Source organism: Paenibacillus thermotolerans (genome assembly GCF_028745515.1).
GTDB classification, from domain to species: domain Bacteria; phylum Bacillota; class Bacilli; order Paenibacillales; family YIM-B00363; genus Paenibacillus_AE; species Paenibacillus_AE thermotolerans.
On sequence record NZ_JAQZSG010000006.1, the window covers coordinates 97,615 to 112,557 of the forward strand.

Sequence of the window (14,943 nt, forward strand, 5' to 3'; positions counted from 1 at the left end):
TTCATACTGGATGATGAGGTGAAATGATCTATGCTTCGTCAAATCCGGATGTTCATCATTCTGCTCGGAATGACGTTAGGAATCGGTTTATTGGGAGCAAGGCTGCTTTGGCTTCAAGTGAAGGATGCTTTGATTCCCGCCCGCGCTTCGGCAGGCGCCGTGGAGAGGGCTGTCGCACAGCGGGCCGGCGGCGTCGTGCTGGACAGCGGAAGGGGGCGCATCGTTGACCGGCACGGCGAGGCGATGGCCGGGATCCCGACACGCAGTCTGCTGTTGCTGCCCGCCCAAGCCGCCTTTCCGTCCGAAGGCGCCATTGCCGCACTAAGCCGCGTGCTGCAAATCCGCCCCGAGGAGCTTGAGCGCAGATGGAGAAGCTTGAAGGCCCCTGCTCTGTGGTCTACGAAGGATGGGGAGACTCCCGCCGAATTGACCGTAAATCAAGCGGAACAAATCCGGAGATTTGCGCTGCCGGGGGCGATTCCCGTCGATACGGTCCGCCGATATGCAAGCGGAGGCGTTGCCTCGCAATTGATCGGCTTTGTTGCGGAGTGGCCGGAGCGTGTAAACAGCCATTACCGGAATAAGCTGCAAAGGGGCACCGTAACGCTTTCCACTCCGATCGGAGCTTCCGGGTTGGAGCTCGGCTTCGATCGCTTTCTTCAGAGCGTCCGGCCGGAGGCTGTCGTGGTATACACCGATCCGAAAGGAAATGCGTTATCCGGCCTCGGCATCCGGAAGCTCGCGCCGAATAACCCGCATTACCCGCTGAAGCTGGTCACCACCATCGACCTGTCCGTGCAGCGCCGGCTGGAGGAGCTGGCTGACCGTAGCGGCTTAAACCGCGGATCGATCGTCGTGCTGGATGCCCGTACCGCGGATGTCGTCGCCATGGTCAGCCGTCCGCAATTCGACAGATCTAACGCGAGCGGACAAGAGAGCAGCTGGCGGAATCGGGCGCTGATCGCCATGACCCCGGGATCCGTTTACAAAAGCGTAATTGCGGCGGCTGCGTTGGAGGAAGGGGTCGTAAAAGCGGGAGAATTTTTCGATTGCAACGGCAGCTTCGGCAAATACGGGCTGACTTGCTGGAAGAAAGGCGGGCACGGTCATATTACGTTCGAGGAGGGCTTTGCGCAGTCGTGCAATATTGTGTTCGCCACCGTTGCGGGTCGGCTGTCCGCCGAAGCTTTGAACGAGCATGCGCAAGCGTTCGGAGTAACCGGAACCGTCGGCTGGAGCGGCATTTCTGCCGTCGACGGCGGACCGATCAAGCAGTTTCCCGAGGAGGAAGCGGGACAAGCGTTCGTTAAGGGGAAGCCGGTGAACGACGGAGGAGTAATGGCGCAAACCGGAATCGGGCAGCGGGACGTGCTTCTGTCGCCGCTGGCGGCCGCGAATTGGGTTGTAACACTGTTGAATAACGGCGTCGTATCGACGCCGAGGGCGGTTTCGTCCCTTCGCTTCGCAGGGGGGCAGACGATGGAGGGCTACGGCTTGCAGCACGCCGCGGTTCGGCCCGTCATGTCGGCAAGGACGGCGGAGCTGCTTCGGCGCATGATGAGGCGGGTCGTCGAGGAAGGAACGGGCACCGGCTTACAAGGAGCCGCGTGGCAGCTCGCCGGCAAAAGCGGTACGGCCCAAGTAACCGTACAAGGAAAGCCGTTTGTACACCAATGGTTCGTCGGGTATGGGCCTGTCAAACAGCCGCGCTACGCCGTGGCCGTCGTTGCCGAGCAGCGCCCGTCGGGGTCGTCTCACGCAGCAATCCCGCTGTTTAAGGAGGTAATGGATATACTGGCGGAAGCGGAGCCGGCTATGAACTAGAGAAGCGAGACCGCTTATAAAGGTTGGTTTCCTTGAAACTCAGTCATTACTGCTTTCGTGGCAGGTTTGTCTGAGTTATAATAATTAGACGGAGGTTTGAAGATGCTATCGTAGTATGACGGCATCGGTCGGGAGAGAAGAAGGAAGTAGGGGGAGAGAAATGAGCAACCTGCTGCTTTGGTTGTTTTATTTTTTTACATTTTATGCGTTTTTGCCCGGACTGGTCAGCCGATTGTTCGGGTTTCGGGTGTTCAAGAGAGGAATATCGGACAAAGATATAAGTTTGACCTTCGATGACGGCCCGGATCCGGTTTATACGCCGAAGCTGCTTGATTTATTGAAAAAGCACGGCGTAAAAGCAACGTTCTTTATTGTCGGAAAGCATGCGGAGGAGCATCCCGACATTATTAAGCGAATGCATCAGGAAGGCCATCTGATCGGAATTCATAATTACAAGCACCGTTCCAATTGGCTTATGCGCCCGAAGTCGGTCGTCCAATCCGTGCAAAGAACCTCGCAGCTGATCGAGCGGTTTACGGGGGAGCCGTCCCAGTTTTATCGTCCGCCTTGGGGCATTATGAATATATTCGATTATTCCACGCGCCATCAGCTGCAAATTGTGCTTTGGTCCGTCATGCTGAACGATTGGAAGAAGTCGACCGGCGCCGCCCGGATTCGGGAAAAAATGCTCAAACATCTGAAAGGCGGCCAAATATATTTGCTGCACGACTGCGGAAATACGTTCGGCGCCGATCTTGACGCGCCGCAAAACACGATCGCCGCGCTAGGGGAGTTTATTCCGATCGCACTTGAGAAAGGGTACCGCTTCGCGCGAGTGGACGATTTAATGCAGGTGACCGCACGCATGACTAAAAAAAATCCGAGTCTTGCAAAAAGATTCGTAGTCGGCGGCTGGCTCGCATGGGAACGTATATTTCACGCGTTGTTCCGGCTTCAGCCTGCCAATCCGACGGATTCGCACAGCTTTCTGCATTTCAGACTTATTAAGTATTCCGGCGAGAAAATCCGGCTAAACGAAGGAATCGAGCTCGAAAAAGGCGACCGAGTCGTCGAACTCCATATGGACAATGCATTACTTTACGAATTGGGGAAAAAATCCCGATCCCCCGTTCAACTGGCTATCCAATTGATCAGACAAATGGAACAGACGATGCCTCAACTGGCGTCCATCATTCTGAAGCGTCCGGACGCCTCCTCAATTAAAGCGATTATGGGGGTTACGATGGTCAACCGCGGTGTCGAGCAATTCGGTTTTACCGTGACGGAATTGCCGAAGGGCTTGTTTGCCGCGCTAACCAAATTGTATTTGAGGCTGCTGCTTTCCGTCATTCATCCGCAGGGCGCCGACCGACTGGCAGAGCGCAAGGAAATGCTGATCCCCAAACGGATCGCCATTTCGATGCATGAAGTGGACCGCCGGTACGGGGGCGGGGACCCCTTGGGAGATGAAACGGAGCCGGGAAGCCCGGAGCCTGAACCGGCCTGATTCATTAATTCGCAAACTAGTCTCATTAGCCTAATTTTTTATTCATCCGAACGGCTTACGTGCGTGCATAATTCCCCGCAGGTAAGCCGTTTTTCATGTTAAGCTCGGTTATTGTCGATTGATTTGCGAGGAGGAATTTCCAGCCAAAACTAGAATGTTTTTTTGGATGGGCATTGCTGAACCTAAGTGAAAGGCGTGAACCGCGTGTTTAAGGAATTGTTTATGAATGCGGCGATTTTGATTTGCGGCTTATACATAGGAAGCCATCTTTTCCGCCAGCCGATCATGCCTCAATCCTCACCATGGTCACGGATGTATTACGGCAGCTTTCTCGGCCTGGTAGGCACGGCCTTAATTTACTTTCACTCCGATACCGGTGCGCTGATCTTCGATTTTTCCGTCGTTTGCGTGCTCCTTGCATCATTTTACGGCGGTTGGATCTCCTCCTTGACCTCTGCCGTCGTTATAGGCTCTTCCATGATGACCCTTTTGCCGTCGGCGGCGACAGGCACTGCAGAGCCCATAGCGTTACTGCTGACGGCAGTGTGCTCTTCATTGCTTTCCCGGCTGAAAATCCGTCTTTTTGCTCGATGGATGCTATCCGTGCTGGCGGCGATTGTGCTTCAAGCGTCAGCGCTTCTGCTTCGGATCGACCAGTTCGGGAACATCTTCCCTTCTTATTTGTTCTACTGTCTTTCTCTGTTCCTGGCGGCGCTCGCGGCCGATAAATATATTCGCAATGACGTAAACCGCAGGACGCTTGTTACGGAAAATACATACTTAACCCAGCATGATTTGTTGACGGGACTGCTCAATTTCCAGACGTTCCATTCCGGACTGCAGGTTCTTCTCGCCGAAAACCGCAGAGTGCTGTTTATGCTGATCGACTGCGACGACGTCAAATCGTTAAACACGGAGCAAGGCTTTCATACGGTGGACGGTACCCTTAAGAAGGTCGCGCATTTGCTGAAGGTATGCTACCCCGAAGCGCTTCTCATGGGCCGCAACGGTTCGGACGAGTTCGGGATCGTAGTTCCTTATGAGGACGGCAAGCTGGAAAAATATTTGCACGATCTGGAGCATCAAATTCCGAAGCAGGCGGACATTCAGCTTTCTTACGGTTATGCGGTTTATCCCGACGACGAGAGCGACCGAATCGCCTTCGCCGCGCTTGTCCAGAAGAGGTTGTTCGAATCCAAGCGAAAACTGTGGCTTCAGCGCGAGGCCCATTGGCTTCACAGCGAACGATTGAAGGCCGTCGGCGAGCTGGCGGCAGGCATGGCTCATGAAATCCGTAACCCGCTTACAACGGTCAAGGGCTTTCTGCAAATATCGAGGCAAAACAACTACAATATCGGCAGCTATTACGACATTATCATGCACGAAATCAAACGGATGAGCGAGCTGACCGCGGAGTTTTTGCAATTTTCCAAGCCCGTAGACCACTCGCCCAAAAAAATATTGCTGCAGGATTGCGTGCAGGCGGCGATCCAGCTGACGGAATCCGAGGTGACGAGGCACGGGCATCAGCTCGTAATTGCAGCCGATGAGGAGCCGATCCACGCTTTCCTGGATAAGGACAAGATCATTCAAGTGATGTTGAACGTCATCCGTAACGGGATCGAAGCGATGGAGGAAAGCGGCACCCTGACGATTACGGTAACGAAGCGCGGCGAATACGGCCTCATCGAAGTTACGGATACGGGCAAAGGGATATCGGAGAACCATCTGGAGCTGCTGTTTCAGCCGTTCTTCTCCACCAAGACGAAAGGAACCGGACTCGGATTATCGATATGCCAACGCATCGTCGGCGAACACGGGGGTTATATTACCGTCCGAAGCAAGGTGGATGTCGGCACATCCTTCATGATCCGTCTGCCTCTGGCCACCGGAGACGAACTGATTGCCTAGCCGAACCGCCCTTCAGCAAGCGTCGGGAAGCTCGTCAAGGCGAAACGTTGCCCGCCGCATCCGGTTCCGGCTATTGCCGGCCGCGAGGATGTCATGCTTCGCCGGGGAAGCCGGCGCCGGCGCGCTTGCAGAAAAACAACCGATTTCCGCTAAAAGCATCAAAGCTCCGACGGAGCGGCAAAAGTCGACATTCATCCTGATCCCTCCTTCCAAAACAAAAGCACACCCCGACATATTGCCGAGGTGTGCTTCACCGTTACTGTTATTGTATTCAAGGAAGAGGGCGAGAGCAAGTGTATTTTTGGCAGGGGCCTGCAGAAGGCCGCCTTGCTCGGCCATGTCAAAAACGGGTATCATAAATTTTCATGAAATCATGAAACCGGGAGAACGGGAACATTGATACATACATGGGCAGTGACGCATGAAGGCGATATTCGCGAGGGGGTTCCGATATCAAGCCTTTCCGAACCGGAATTTCTATGGTATTGGGTCGATTTCGACCGGCCTACCGATGAAGAAGTAAAGCTGCTGAGCACGCGATTTCATTTGCATCCTCTGGCGGTGGAGGACTGTCTGCATCTGCTGCAGCGTCCAAAGCTGGATCATTACGGGGAAGTGCACTTTTTCGTGCTGCATGTATTGAAAGCGGACACTTTGGCGTTCGACGAGCTGGATATGTTTCTAAGCAAACAGTTTTTAGTGACTTTCCATCTCAATGAGGTGCCGGAGCTGAAAGCCGCCGTTTCCAAATGGCTCGAAGCGCCCGGCGCTGCGTTGCAAGGGTCGGTTTACGCGGCGCACACGGTGATCGATCAGGTCGTCGACAATTATTTTCCGGTCGTATTTAAGATCGAAGACGAGCTGTTCGATTTGGAAAACAACAAGGAAACCCACACGGACAACAAAATGATGGACCTGGTGTTTGAAATTCGGGGACGGTTGATTAAGCTGCGGAGAACCGTTTTTCCGATGAGAGATTTATTGTACCGGGTCGTCAACTCCGAGCGCATCCACGGAGTGGAGCCGTTTCGCGCCTACTTTACGGATATTTACGATCATCTGCTCAAGCTTTCCGACATTATTGAGTCCAATAAGGATTTAACCGCGGATATGAGGGACAGCTATCTCTCATACAACTCGTACCGGATGAATACGATTATGAAAACATTGACGGTGATTACCACCATTTTCATGCCGCTCACCTTTCTTGCGGGGATCTACGGAATGAACTTTAAAGTGATGCCGGAGCTGAACTTACGCTATGGGTATTTCGCAGTGCTTGCCGTCATGGCGGCCGTCGGCTTGGGGATGTTCGCATGGTTTAAGCGGAAGGGTTGGTTCGAATAATCGGGAGGAGACAAACTAACAGCCAAATAGTTCATGTTTTCTTCGTTCAGTGTATGGATTTTGTAAGCGATATTATATTAAGATAAATATCGAAATGACAAAAGGAGCTGAATCGGTGTGAGCAGAGCGAAAGTCGGATTGCAAATGTATACGCTGCGCGACGATACCGCGAAAGATTTCGTCGGGACGCTGCGGAAGGTAGCCGAATTGGGATACGAAGGTGTGGAGTTTGCCGGCTATGGCGGACTGTCTGCGGCGCAGCTCCGCGCCGAATTGGACAGCCTCGGACTGGTTTCATTGGGGGCGCATATTTCCATCGACCGAATGCTGTCTGCAGCGGATGAGGAAATCGAGTATAATATAACGTTAGGAAGCAAGTATGTAGCTGTTCCTTGGTTGGATGAAAGCCGCTATAAGGACGAAGCGAGCCTGCGCGAGGTTTGCGCCCAGCTGGAGCAAATCGGCAGGAAATGCAAAGAACGCGGCTTGATCCTCTGCTACCATAACCATTCCTTCGAGCTTGAGGTCAAGTTCGGCGGCCGAATGATGCTTGATTACATTTACGACACGGTGCCTGCGGATTTGCTCCAAGTGGAGCTTGACGCATGCTGGGTACATAATGCAGGCGTAGACCCGGTTGCTTATATTCAACAATATAGCGGCCGTATACCGCTTGTGCATTTCAAGGATTACAAGCGCGAGGGCGATCACCCGGAAACCGTCGAGCTCGGCACCGGTACGGTCGATCTGCCGGGAATCGCAAAAGCGGCTGCGGCTGCAGGCACCGAATGGCTGATCGTCGAGCAGGACGTCTGCAAGCAGAATCCGCCTTTGGTAAGCGTGGCGAATTCGATCGAATGGATGAAGCAACAAGGATTACGCTAACATACATTTCACTTTTAATTCATGGGAGGAATTCGAGAGATGAGCAAGGAAACTGTTAGAATTGGTATTATCGGCTGTGGCGGCATCGCCAACGGCAAGCATATGCCGAGTTTATCGAGAGTGAAAGCGGCGCAGATGGTCGCGTTTGCCGATATTGAAATCGAACGCGCCGAGAAAGCTGCGGCTCAATACGGCGTGGAAGGCTCCAAGGTATATTCGGACTACCGCAAGCTGCTCGAAGATCCGACGATCGACGTCGTTCACGTTTGTACGCCGAACGATTCGCACTCGGAGATTGCTGTAGCCGCTTTGGAAGCCGGAAAGCATGTCATGTGCGAAAAGCCGATGGCGAAGACGGCCGAAGGCGCCCGCAAGATGGTTGAAGCGGCGAAGCGCACAGGCAAGAAGCTTACGATCGGCTACCAAAACCGTTTCCGCAACGACAGCCAATATTTGAAGCAAGTTTGCGACAGAGGCGAGCTTGGTGAAATTTATTACGCGAAGGCGCATGCGATTCGCCGCCGCGCCGTACCGACATGGGGCGTATTCCTCGACAAAGAGAAGCAAGGCGGAGGTCCGCTCATCGATATCGGTACTCACGCGCTCGACTTGACGCTTTGGATGATGAACAACTATGAGCCGAAGAGCGTCGTAGGCAACGTATACTACAAGCTCGGCAAAAAGAAGGACGCGGCGAACGCTTGGGGTCCGTGGGATCCGGAGAAGTTCGACGTGGAGGATTCCGCGTTCGGCTTCATTACGATGAAGAACGGTGCGACGATCGTGCTGGAATCCAGCTGGGCGCTCAATACGCTCGCGGTCGGCGAAGCGAAATGTACGCTTAGCGGCACCGAAGGCGGCGCGGACATGGAGAACGGGCTCCGCTTGAACGGGGAGCGTTACAGCCGTTTGTACGTGAACGAGGTAGACTTGAAAGCGGGCGGAGTAGCCTTCTATGAAGGCCGCGCAGAGACGGACTCCGACCTCGAAGCAAGAACGTGGATCGACTGCATCCTGAACGACAAAGAGCCGGTCGTTAAGCCGGAGCAAGCGCTTGTCGTTACGGAAATTCTTGAGGCGATTTACGAGTCCGCAAAAACCGGCAAACCGGTACTTTTCGATTAATCGAAACGAAATGCAAAAGCTCGGCAGGACGGATGAAAAATCCGTTCTCCGAGCTTTTTTACTGTCAGGACCGCAAGGAATCGCTTTTGGCTTCGCGCCGGCTGTTGCGAAATTCTCTCGGGGAACAACCGAACTTATCTTTAAAGCACCTGTGAAAATAAGAATAGCTGCCGAAGCCGGTCGTTTCGGCAACCTGCTCCAACGTTAGCGGCGTATACAGCATACGTTCGGCTGCAACCTCAAGACGCACGTCCATAGCATGCTGCATGATGCTTTTGCCGAATATTTCTTTGTACAGGTGGACCGTTCTCGAGACGCTTAACCCGGCATGCCGGGCCACATCCGAGACGGAGAAGCTCGAGAGCGCGTGCTCTTCTATAAACGTTCGCATGCGAAGCGCCAAGAAGGAGCGTCCTTCCGAGGGGGAAGCGCCGTAAAGCGACAAAAACCGTTCGATGTTCAGACAAAGCGCCTTCATCAAATGCTCCGTAATGGAAGCGCCGATTACATCGTTATTGCGTCTTTCCGCCACAATGCTTCTAAATTGGGGAAGCCAGTGGGAATGGAGCGGCACCTTCAACCGCTGCGGCGGTTTGTTTCGGCTCCACCACCGATCGAGCCAAGAGCCGCGGCAAAACAGGAAGTAGTCTCCGCTTGACGTCTTGGACTGGTCGGCCGATTCTCCGGCGGCAGGCTCGATGAGCAGCTCGTACGTATCCGTTGGTTTAAACAGCATGAGGTCGCCCGTTTCGATCAAGGTCATCTTCCCGTCGATGAGCGCAAAGCAGCTTCCTTCGCTCTGCAGACGAAACAAGTATTGCTGCAAACCGTCTCTTGCGGAAGAATGGAACGGTCTTGTATGATAGGAATAACCGGCGGATAAAACCTCAATATCTTGTGTTTCCATGGCGCGTTTCCTCCTACTAGTCATACATATTGTAGCAGATATAATAGAGTAACAGCGAAGATTTTTAGCAGCTTATGTTTGGCTATGATTTTCGTGCAAAGCGGGAGCAGCCTGTAAGGGTTGCTCTCTTATTTTTTGGCATATTTTGTGAAGTTATATAAAGCATTTGTATATCAAAGCGTTAATTCGATATAGAAAAATTTAGAAATAAAAAAATTTTTACATTTTAGTTAAAAAGTACTAGACAAAATAATAAGCGTGATGATATGATATGAACATCCTAGGACAACAACTAAGCGGTGAAACTACATGGTATTTGACGGAATCGTGATAGGGCTGATCGTCGGTTTTATAAGAGGAGGCTTTTTGCAGGGGTTAAGAGGATTATCCCAGCTAAAGCTTAAAGCCGGTTGGGTGTTCCCGGTTCTTCTCTTGGCACAGTTTTTGGTTTATTTCCTGCAAGGCCGGATGGAATGGCTTACGGATTACAGCGGATACTTCTATATGGCGGTCTATGTGATCGGACTCTTGTTTTTGTACCTGAACTGGAGTCAGAGCGGGTTTAAGCTGATATTCGCAGGAGTGTTCCTGAACTTCTTGGTCATGGCCTTGAACGGCGGAGTAATGCCGGTTTCTTTAGAAGCAGCGAAGGTGCTCGGACCTTACTTCACGGATCTGCTGCAGAACAATGAGGTCGTTTATAAGCACGCGATGCTTATGGAAGATACGAGGCTGCCGTTCCTGGGAGATATCATTCCGTTGACCCCGCCTTATCCGAGAACGCAAGTGATCAGCATCGGAGACATCGTCATGAACGTGGGAATCTTCATGTACTTACAGAGCATCATGGTTTCCGCATCTCGCAAAGGTTCGAAAGACGCTCTACAAGAGAGTGTTTAAATTTCAAAATACACGGAGGAATCGAGTATGAAAAAACGTCTGGAAGGTATCCAATTCGGCAAATTGTTGATCAATGCAGTAATTGTTGCATCCGTTATTATCGCTCTTACTTCCGGTTATCAAATCGATTGGTAAAATACCAACATACATAAGGGAGGATATTAATATGAAAAAAAGACTCGAAGGCATTCAATTTGGGAAACTTGCAATCAACGCAATCATTATTGCTTCCGTAATTATCGCTCTTACATCCGGTTACCAAATCGATTGGTAATGAAAATAGAAATAAACACTGGGCCGCGTACCCGGTGTTTTTTTTATGTATAATTTTCAACATTTCTTTAGTATAATTAACCCTATTAGAGACTCCTAGGGGGAAGCACCTGTGACATGGAAACAGGTATGGTCTAGGCTTGTTTTACCGAGAAACATCTACTTTCTATTTCTAACGGCAGCGGGAATATTCTCATTTGTCGTTTATAGCAAATTCCCTATAGGAGCGGGAGAACTTGGGGAATGGGTACTTTTATATGCTCTTGTCGCATCGATCGTGACTTTAAATTATCTTTCATTTCGGCTCCCGCCCAGCGGCGCGCGCCAGTCGATGGATTCTGCGGTAATTCTTGCCGCTTTGTTCGTGTACGGCATAAATTTTGCAATGTACGCTCTTTTCTTAAGTTATGTCGTCTACTACTTTTTAAACCTGAAAAAGAAGGAACACTGGAAGCACATCAGCAATTTCTCAATGTATTCCGTTATGATTTTTTGTGCTTGGAATACTTTCATTTTTTTGAAAGGGAACGTAGGCGAGCTTGAACCGTTAAAACTGTATACTTATGTTGTCTGCCTTATTGTTTATTTTCTGGTTAATATATTTCTGATCAGTCTATTCGTGAACCTGGTAACGAAGCAGAAGCTTTACACCATCTTCAACGGAATGATCAAGGAGTCTCTGTCCGCCTATTTCAGCACGCTAATGCTGTCGCTCGTATTGACGATGCTTATGGAAAATTACGATTTCTTCGGTTTATTCCTGTTCATGTGCATCGCCGTGCTGATTTCCAAGTCATTCCAACTGCTGTTTAAGCTGTACAGCAGCGTAGCCGAACGGGCGATCAAGGATCAGCGGACCGGGTTGTATAATCACGGTTATTTCGAAGAAGCATTGGAGACGCAATTAAAGCAAAGCAAAGAGGACGGCGCCGTGTTTTCCGTCGTAGTGCTGGATCTTGACGACTTTAAGAAGTATAACGATACGTACGGTCACCTTAAAGGAGATCAGCTGCTGGAATTTTTCGGCGGCTTATTGAAGGAGCATTGCGAACAAAAAAATATCGTGATAGCCCGCTATGGCGGGGAAGAATTCACATTAATATTACCGGGTATGGCCGATATGGAAGCGACCGTGTTCGTCAACCGGCTGCGGAAGACCGTCAACGATACTTATTTTGAAGGCGTGGAATTGTTCCCGCACGGCTGCTTATCGTTCTCAGCAGGGGTTGCGCAGTATACGAGGGATATTTACGACAAAAACCAACTGGTCGACCGTGCCGATCAAGCATTGTATTATGCAAAGGCTCAAGGTAAAAACTGCGTTCACTCCTACAGCGACGATTCGCTTCTGCAGCGTGCGATCGATATTGAGCAGGATTTGCGAGAAATCGAACAGCAGCTCAGCATCTTCCTATCGAAAGATATTTACACGTTCCAGCACAGCAAACGGGTATATCGTTACGCTATCGAAATGTGCGACGTGCTTCCGCTGAACGATGCCGAGAAGAAAACTCTCGTGCTGGGAGCGCTGTTTCACGACATCGGCAAATTGGAAATACCGCGCGATATTTTGAACAAAAAGGGAAAGCTGACGCCGGACGAATGGGAAATGGTCAAAAAGCACGTGCTGTGGGGCAAAGAAATCGCATCGACAAACGAGAAGTTCAAGGAGCTGCTCCCTCTGATCGAGCTGCATCATGAGCGTTATGACGGCAAAGGATACCCAAGAGGGCTAAAGGGCGAGGAAATTCCTAAGCTGGCGCGCATATTGTGCATTATCGATTCGTTCGACGCAATGACGACCGAACGTCCGTATCAAAAAACGAAAACGTTCGAAGAAGCGATCGTCGAGCTGAGGCTGCATGCAGGCAAGCAGTTCGATCCGGTGTATGTCGAGCCTTTTATTTCCATCATCAAAAACAAAAGCGGCTTACACGATGACGGCGAGCCGCTGAACAGCAATGCTGCGGGATAAACTGCAGCGATCAGACGCAAATAATGCCGAGATGGCCGGAGCGAAATGGTTCCGGTAGTCCGGCATTTTTTCATCTCTTCCATCAGGATGGATTGCCGCCGGAAGACGCATACTACCTTTTAGCTTCTATTTCATGGCGAATAAGGGTGGATAGTCATGTCTGATTATTTAGAGGTTGCGATACGCACGCTGGTAGCCGTCATTTTCTTGTTTTTGCTAACAAAGATGCTCGGGAAAAGGCAAGTCAGACAGTTGTCCGTGTTTGAGTATATTACCGGAATTACGGTCGGCAGCTTGGCTGCTTACATATCGACCGATTTGAAAGCTCATTGGTTGATCGGGATCATAGCGTTGGGGGTTTGGGTAGGCTTCTCCATTCTGATGGAGTTTGTTCAACTGAAGAGCAAAAGAATCAGAAATTGGGCGGACGGCAGAGAGACGGTGTTGATCAAGGAAGGAAAAATTCTTGAGAACAACTTGAAAAAAGAGCGTTTGACGACGGATGAGCTTCTGCAGCAGTTAAGAAATAAAAATGTGTTTCGAACGGCCGATGTAGAATTTGCGTTAATGGAAACAAACGGCGATATTAACGTGCTGCTGAAGAAGGAAAACCGTCCGCTTACGATGAAGGATCTCGGGCTAAAGCCTCCGAAGGAGAAAGAGCCGAAAACGCTTGTGATGGACCGAAAGGTCATGCAAGAACCGTTGCAGCAGAGCGGTTACAACCGGCAGTGGCTCGAATCGGAGCTGGAGAAGCTCGGCATTACGTTGGATGATGTGTTCCTAGGGCAGGTTGACGATCAAGGCCATCTGTACATCGATTTGTTCGACGATTCCGTTAAGCTTCCGGAAAAGCAGCAAAAAGCCGTCATGCTGGCGCAGCTGGTGAAGTGCAAAGGGGATGTCGAGCAGCTGCGCCAAACGACTGCGACACAAGACCCGCAAACGTTGGCGGAATATGAGCAATGCATCTCGCAGATCAAACAGGCTATAGAAAAGGTAAGGAAGCTTCCGATTCAATAAATCGGAAGCTTCCTTTGCGACCGGCTATATTGACCGTAACCCGTGCTCATACGCTTTGGTCCGCTTTCGGGGTGGCAGCGGCGTTCAAGCGGGAGCGAACCGCTTCGGACGGATTGCTTTCCGGCTGCCGAAAGTCCTTGTAGGACCAAAACAGCATAAAGCCGGTAAACAAGGCGCCGCCTAGAAAATTCCCGATCAGCACCGGAATCTGATTCCAAATCCACCAATCCGCAAACGTTACCTGGGCGCCTGCCATCATAGCGGCCGGGATGACGAACATGTTTACGACGGCATGCTCGAATCCTTGCCCGAAGAAGATGAGGATCGGCAGCCACATGGCGCAGATTTTGCCTAGGGTGGAGCCGGAGGTCAGCGCCATGACGGCGCCGAGCGTCACCATCCAGTTGCAGAGGACGGCTTTGATGAACACCAGCAGCATGCCGCTTGCGCCCATCTCTTTATAGGCGATCGTCTTGGCCTCGGCCGTCCGGATCAGAGTCTGTGCCGGCAGCTGGTTTACGTCGGTTCCCAGCTTCGTAACGATCAGGACGTACAGCAATCCGTATGCGGCGCAGCCGATCAGATGTCCGGCAATCACCCAACCGTAATTGGCCGACATCTGTTTGACGGACGCTTTTTTTTGCTGCACGGCGAGAGGAATCATAGCGAAGCTGCCGGTGACGAGCTCCAGCCCGAGCAGAACGATGATGACGAATCCGACGGGGAAAATTAGAGCTCCTGCTATCGGAATGCCTGTTTGGGCCGATGCCGTGAACGCCAACGTCGTGGCGCAGGCGAGGATCGCTCCGGCCAGAATGCCTCGAAGAAGCATGCTTTTTGCGTCGAGATGAGCCTTTGCCGTACCTGTCTCCACCATGGCAGCGACGACTTGCGCCGGTTTAATGTAATCCATCCCGAAACCGCCCCTTTCATTTTACAAGGTGATATAAATTGAACCGGTGCTTCGATCGATATCAACCGCGAACGTTCGGACGCTGCCTTCGTCCGGCTCTTCCGCCTCTCCGCTGCGCAGATCGATTTTCCAATCGTGGAGCGGGCAATGCACCTTCCCGCCGCATACCATTCCTTCGGACAACACGCCGCCTTTATGCGGGCACCGGTTTTCGACGGCAAGCACTTCTTCGTTCGACAACCGGAAGAGGGCGATATTCATTCCTTCGATCCGAACCGTGCGCGAGCCTAGCGGATCGATATCGTTCAACGCTCCGACTTGATGTTTCGTCATTCCCAACCACCTTCCTTAGG

At 51.5% G+C, this 14,943-nt stretch carries 13 protein-coding genes; 9 read left to right on the forward strand and 4 right to left on the reverse strand.

All coding sequences use genetic code 11. The features are described 5' to 3' along the window. Positions 1–30: 30 nt before the first annotated feature. The 3 genes from PT964_RS07265 to PT964_RS07275 all read left to right on the forward strand — a co-directional run bounded on the left by PT964_RS07265 (position 31) and on the right by PT964_RS07275 (position 5,242). A complete protein-coding gene (locus tag PT964_RS07265) occupies positions 31–1,824 on the forward strand; it encodes a peptidoglycan D,D-transpeptidase FtsI family protein (protein ID WP_274362675.1) in 1,794 nt (597 codons plus the stop codon). 160 nt (positions 1,825–1,984) lie between these two features. After that, a complete protein-coding gene (locus PT964_RS07270) occupies positions 1,985–3,331 on the forward strand; it encodes a polysaccharide deacetylase family protein (protein ID WP_274362676.1) in 1,347 nt (448 codons plus the stop codon). Between the two features lie 204 nt (positions 3,332–3,535). After that, positions 3,536–5,242: an ATP-binding protein gene (locus PT964_RS07275; protein ID WP_274362677.1), complete on the forward strand. Its 1,707-nt coding sequence runs from the start codon at positions 3,536–3,538 to the stop codon at positions 5,240–5,242. 12 nt (positions 5,243–5,254) lie between these two features. On the opposite strand, the gene PT964_RS07280 is transcribed toward PT964_RS07275, so the two are convergent. Continuing rightward, positions 5,255–5,437, reverse strand: a complete 183-nt coding sequence (locus tag PT964_RS07280; protein ID WP_274362678.1) for a hypothetical protein — start codon at positions 5,435–5,437, stop codon at positions 5,255–5,257. Between the two features lie 201 nt (positions 5,438–5,638). Here PT964_RS07280 and corA point away from each other — a divergent pair, with 201 nt between their 5' ends. The 3 genes from corA (at position 5,639) to PT964_RS07295 (ending at position 8,599) form a co-directional block, all read left to right on the forward strand. Beyond that, positions 5,639–6,589, forward strand: coding sequence for a magnesium/cobalt transporter CorA (corA, locus tag PT964_RS07285; RefSeq protein WP_274362679.1), 951 nt, complete (start codon positions 5,639–5,641; stop codon positions 6,587–6,589). A gap of 117 nt (positions 6,590–6,706) precedes the next feature. Next, positions 6,707–7,474: a sugar phosphate isomerase/epimerase family protein gene (locus PT964_RS07290; protein ID WP_274362680.1), complete on the forward strand. Its 768-nt coding sequence runs from the start codon at positions 6,707–6,709 to the stop codon at positions 7,472–7,474. Between the two features lie 39 nt (positions 7,475–7,513). Further along, a complete protein-coding gene (locus PT964_RS07295; protein WP_274362681.1) occupies positions 7,514–8,599 on the forward strand; it encodes a Gfo/Idh/MocA family protein in 1,086 nt (361 codons plus the stop codon). Positions 8,600–8,663: 64 nt separating this feature from the next. On the opposite strand, the gene PT964_RS07300 is transcribed toward PT964_RS07295, so the two are convergent. Continuing rightward, the gene (locus tag PT964_RS07300) at positions 8,664–9,506 is read right to left on the reverse strand and encodes an AraC family transcriptional regulator (RefSeq protein ID WP_274362682.1); all 843 of its coding nucleotides are present in this window, start codon (positions 9,504–9,506) and stop codon (positions 8,664–8,666) included. 309 nt (positions 9,507–9,815) lie between these two features. Between PT964_RS07300 and PT964_RS07305 the strand changes: the two genes are divergently transcribed. The 3 genes from PT964_RS07305 to PT964_RS07315 all read left to right on the forward strand — a co-directional run bounded on the left by PT964_RS07305 (position 9,816) and on the right by PT964_RS07315 (position 13,677). Then, positions 9,816–10,406 carry a DUF5317 domain-containing protein gene (locus PT964_RS07305; protein WP_274362683.1) on the forward strand — a complete coding sequence of 197 codons (591 nt, stop codon included), beginning with the start codon at positions 9,816–9,818 and terminating at the stop codon, positions 10,404–10,406. Positions 10,407–11,010: 604 nt separating this feature from the next. Further along, entirely contained in the window at positions 11,011–12,654 is a 1,644-nt protein-coding gene (locus PT964_RS07310) for a bifunctional diguanylate cyclase/phosphohydrolase (protein WP_274362684.1), read from the forward strand. Positions 12,655–12,810: 156 nt separating this feature from the next. Next, positions 12,811–13,677 (forward strand): DUF421 domain-containing protein, encoded by an 867-nt coding sequence (locus PT964_RS07315; RefSeq protein WP_274362685.1) that lies wholly within the window; start codon positions 12,811–12,813, stop codon positions 13,675–13,677. A gap of 46 nt (positions 13,678–13,723) precedes the next feature. Here PT964_RS07315 and PT964_RS07320 read toward each other — a convergent pair whose 3' ends face one another. Beyond that, positions 13,724–14,590, reverse strand: coding sequence for a formate/nitrite transporter family protein (locus tag PT964_RS07320; RefSeq protein WP_274362686.1), 867 nt, complete (start codon positions 14,588–14,590; stop codon positions 13,724–13,726). Positions 14,591–14,611: 21 nt separating this feature from the next. Beyond that, positions 14,612–14,923, reverse strand: coding sequence for a nitrite reductase small subunit NirD (gene nirD / locus PT964_RS07325; RefSeq protein WP_274362687.1), 312 nt, complete (start codon positions 14,921–14,923; stop codon positions 14,612–14,614). Positions 14,924–14,943: the final 20 nt, after the last annotated feature.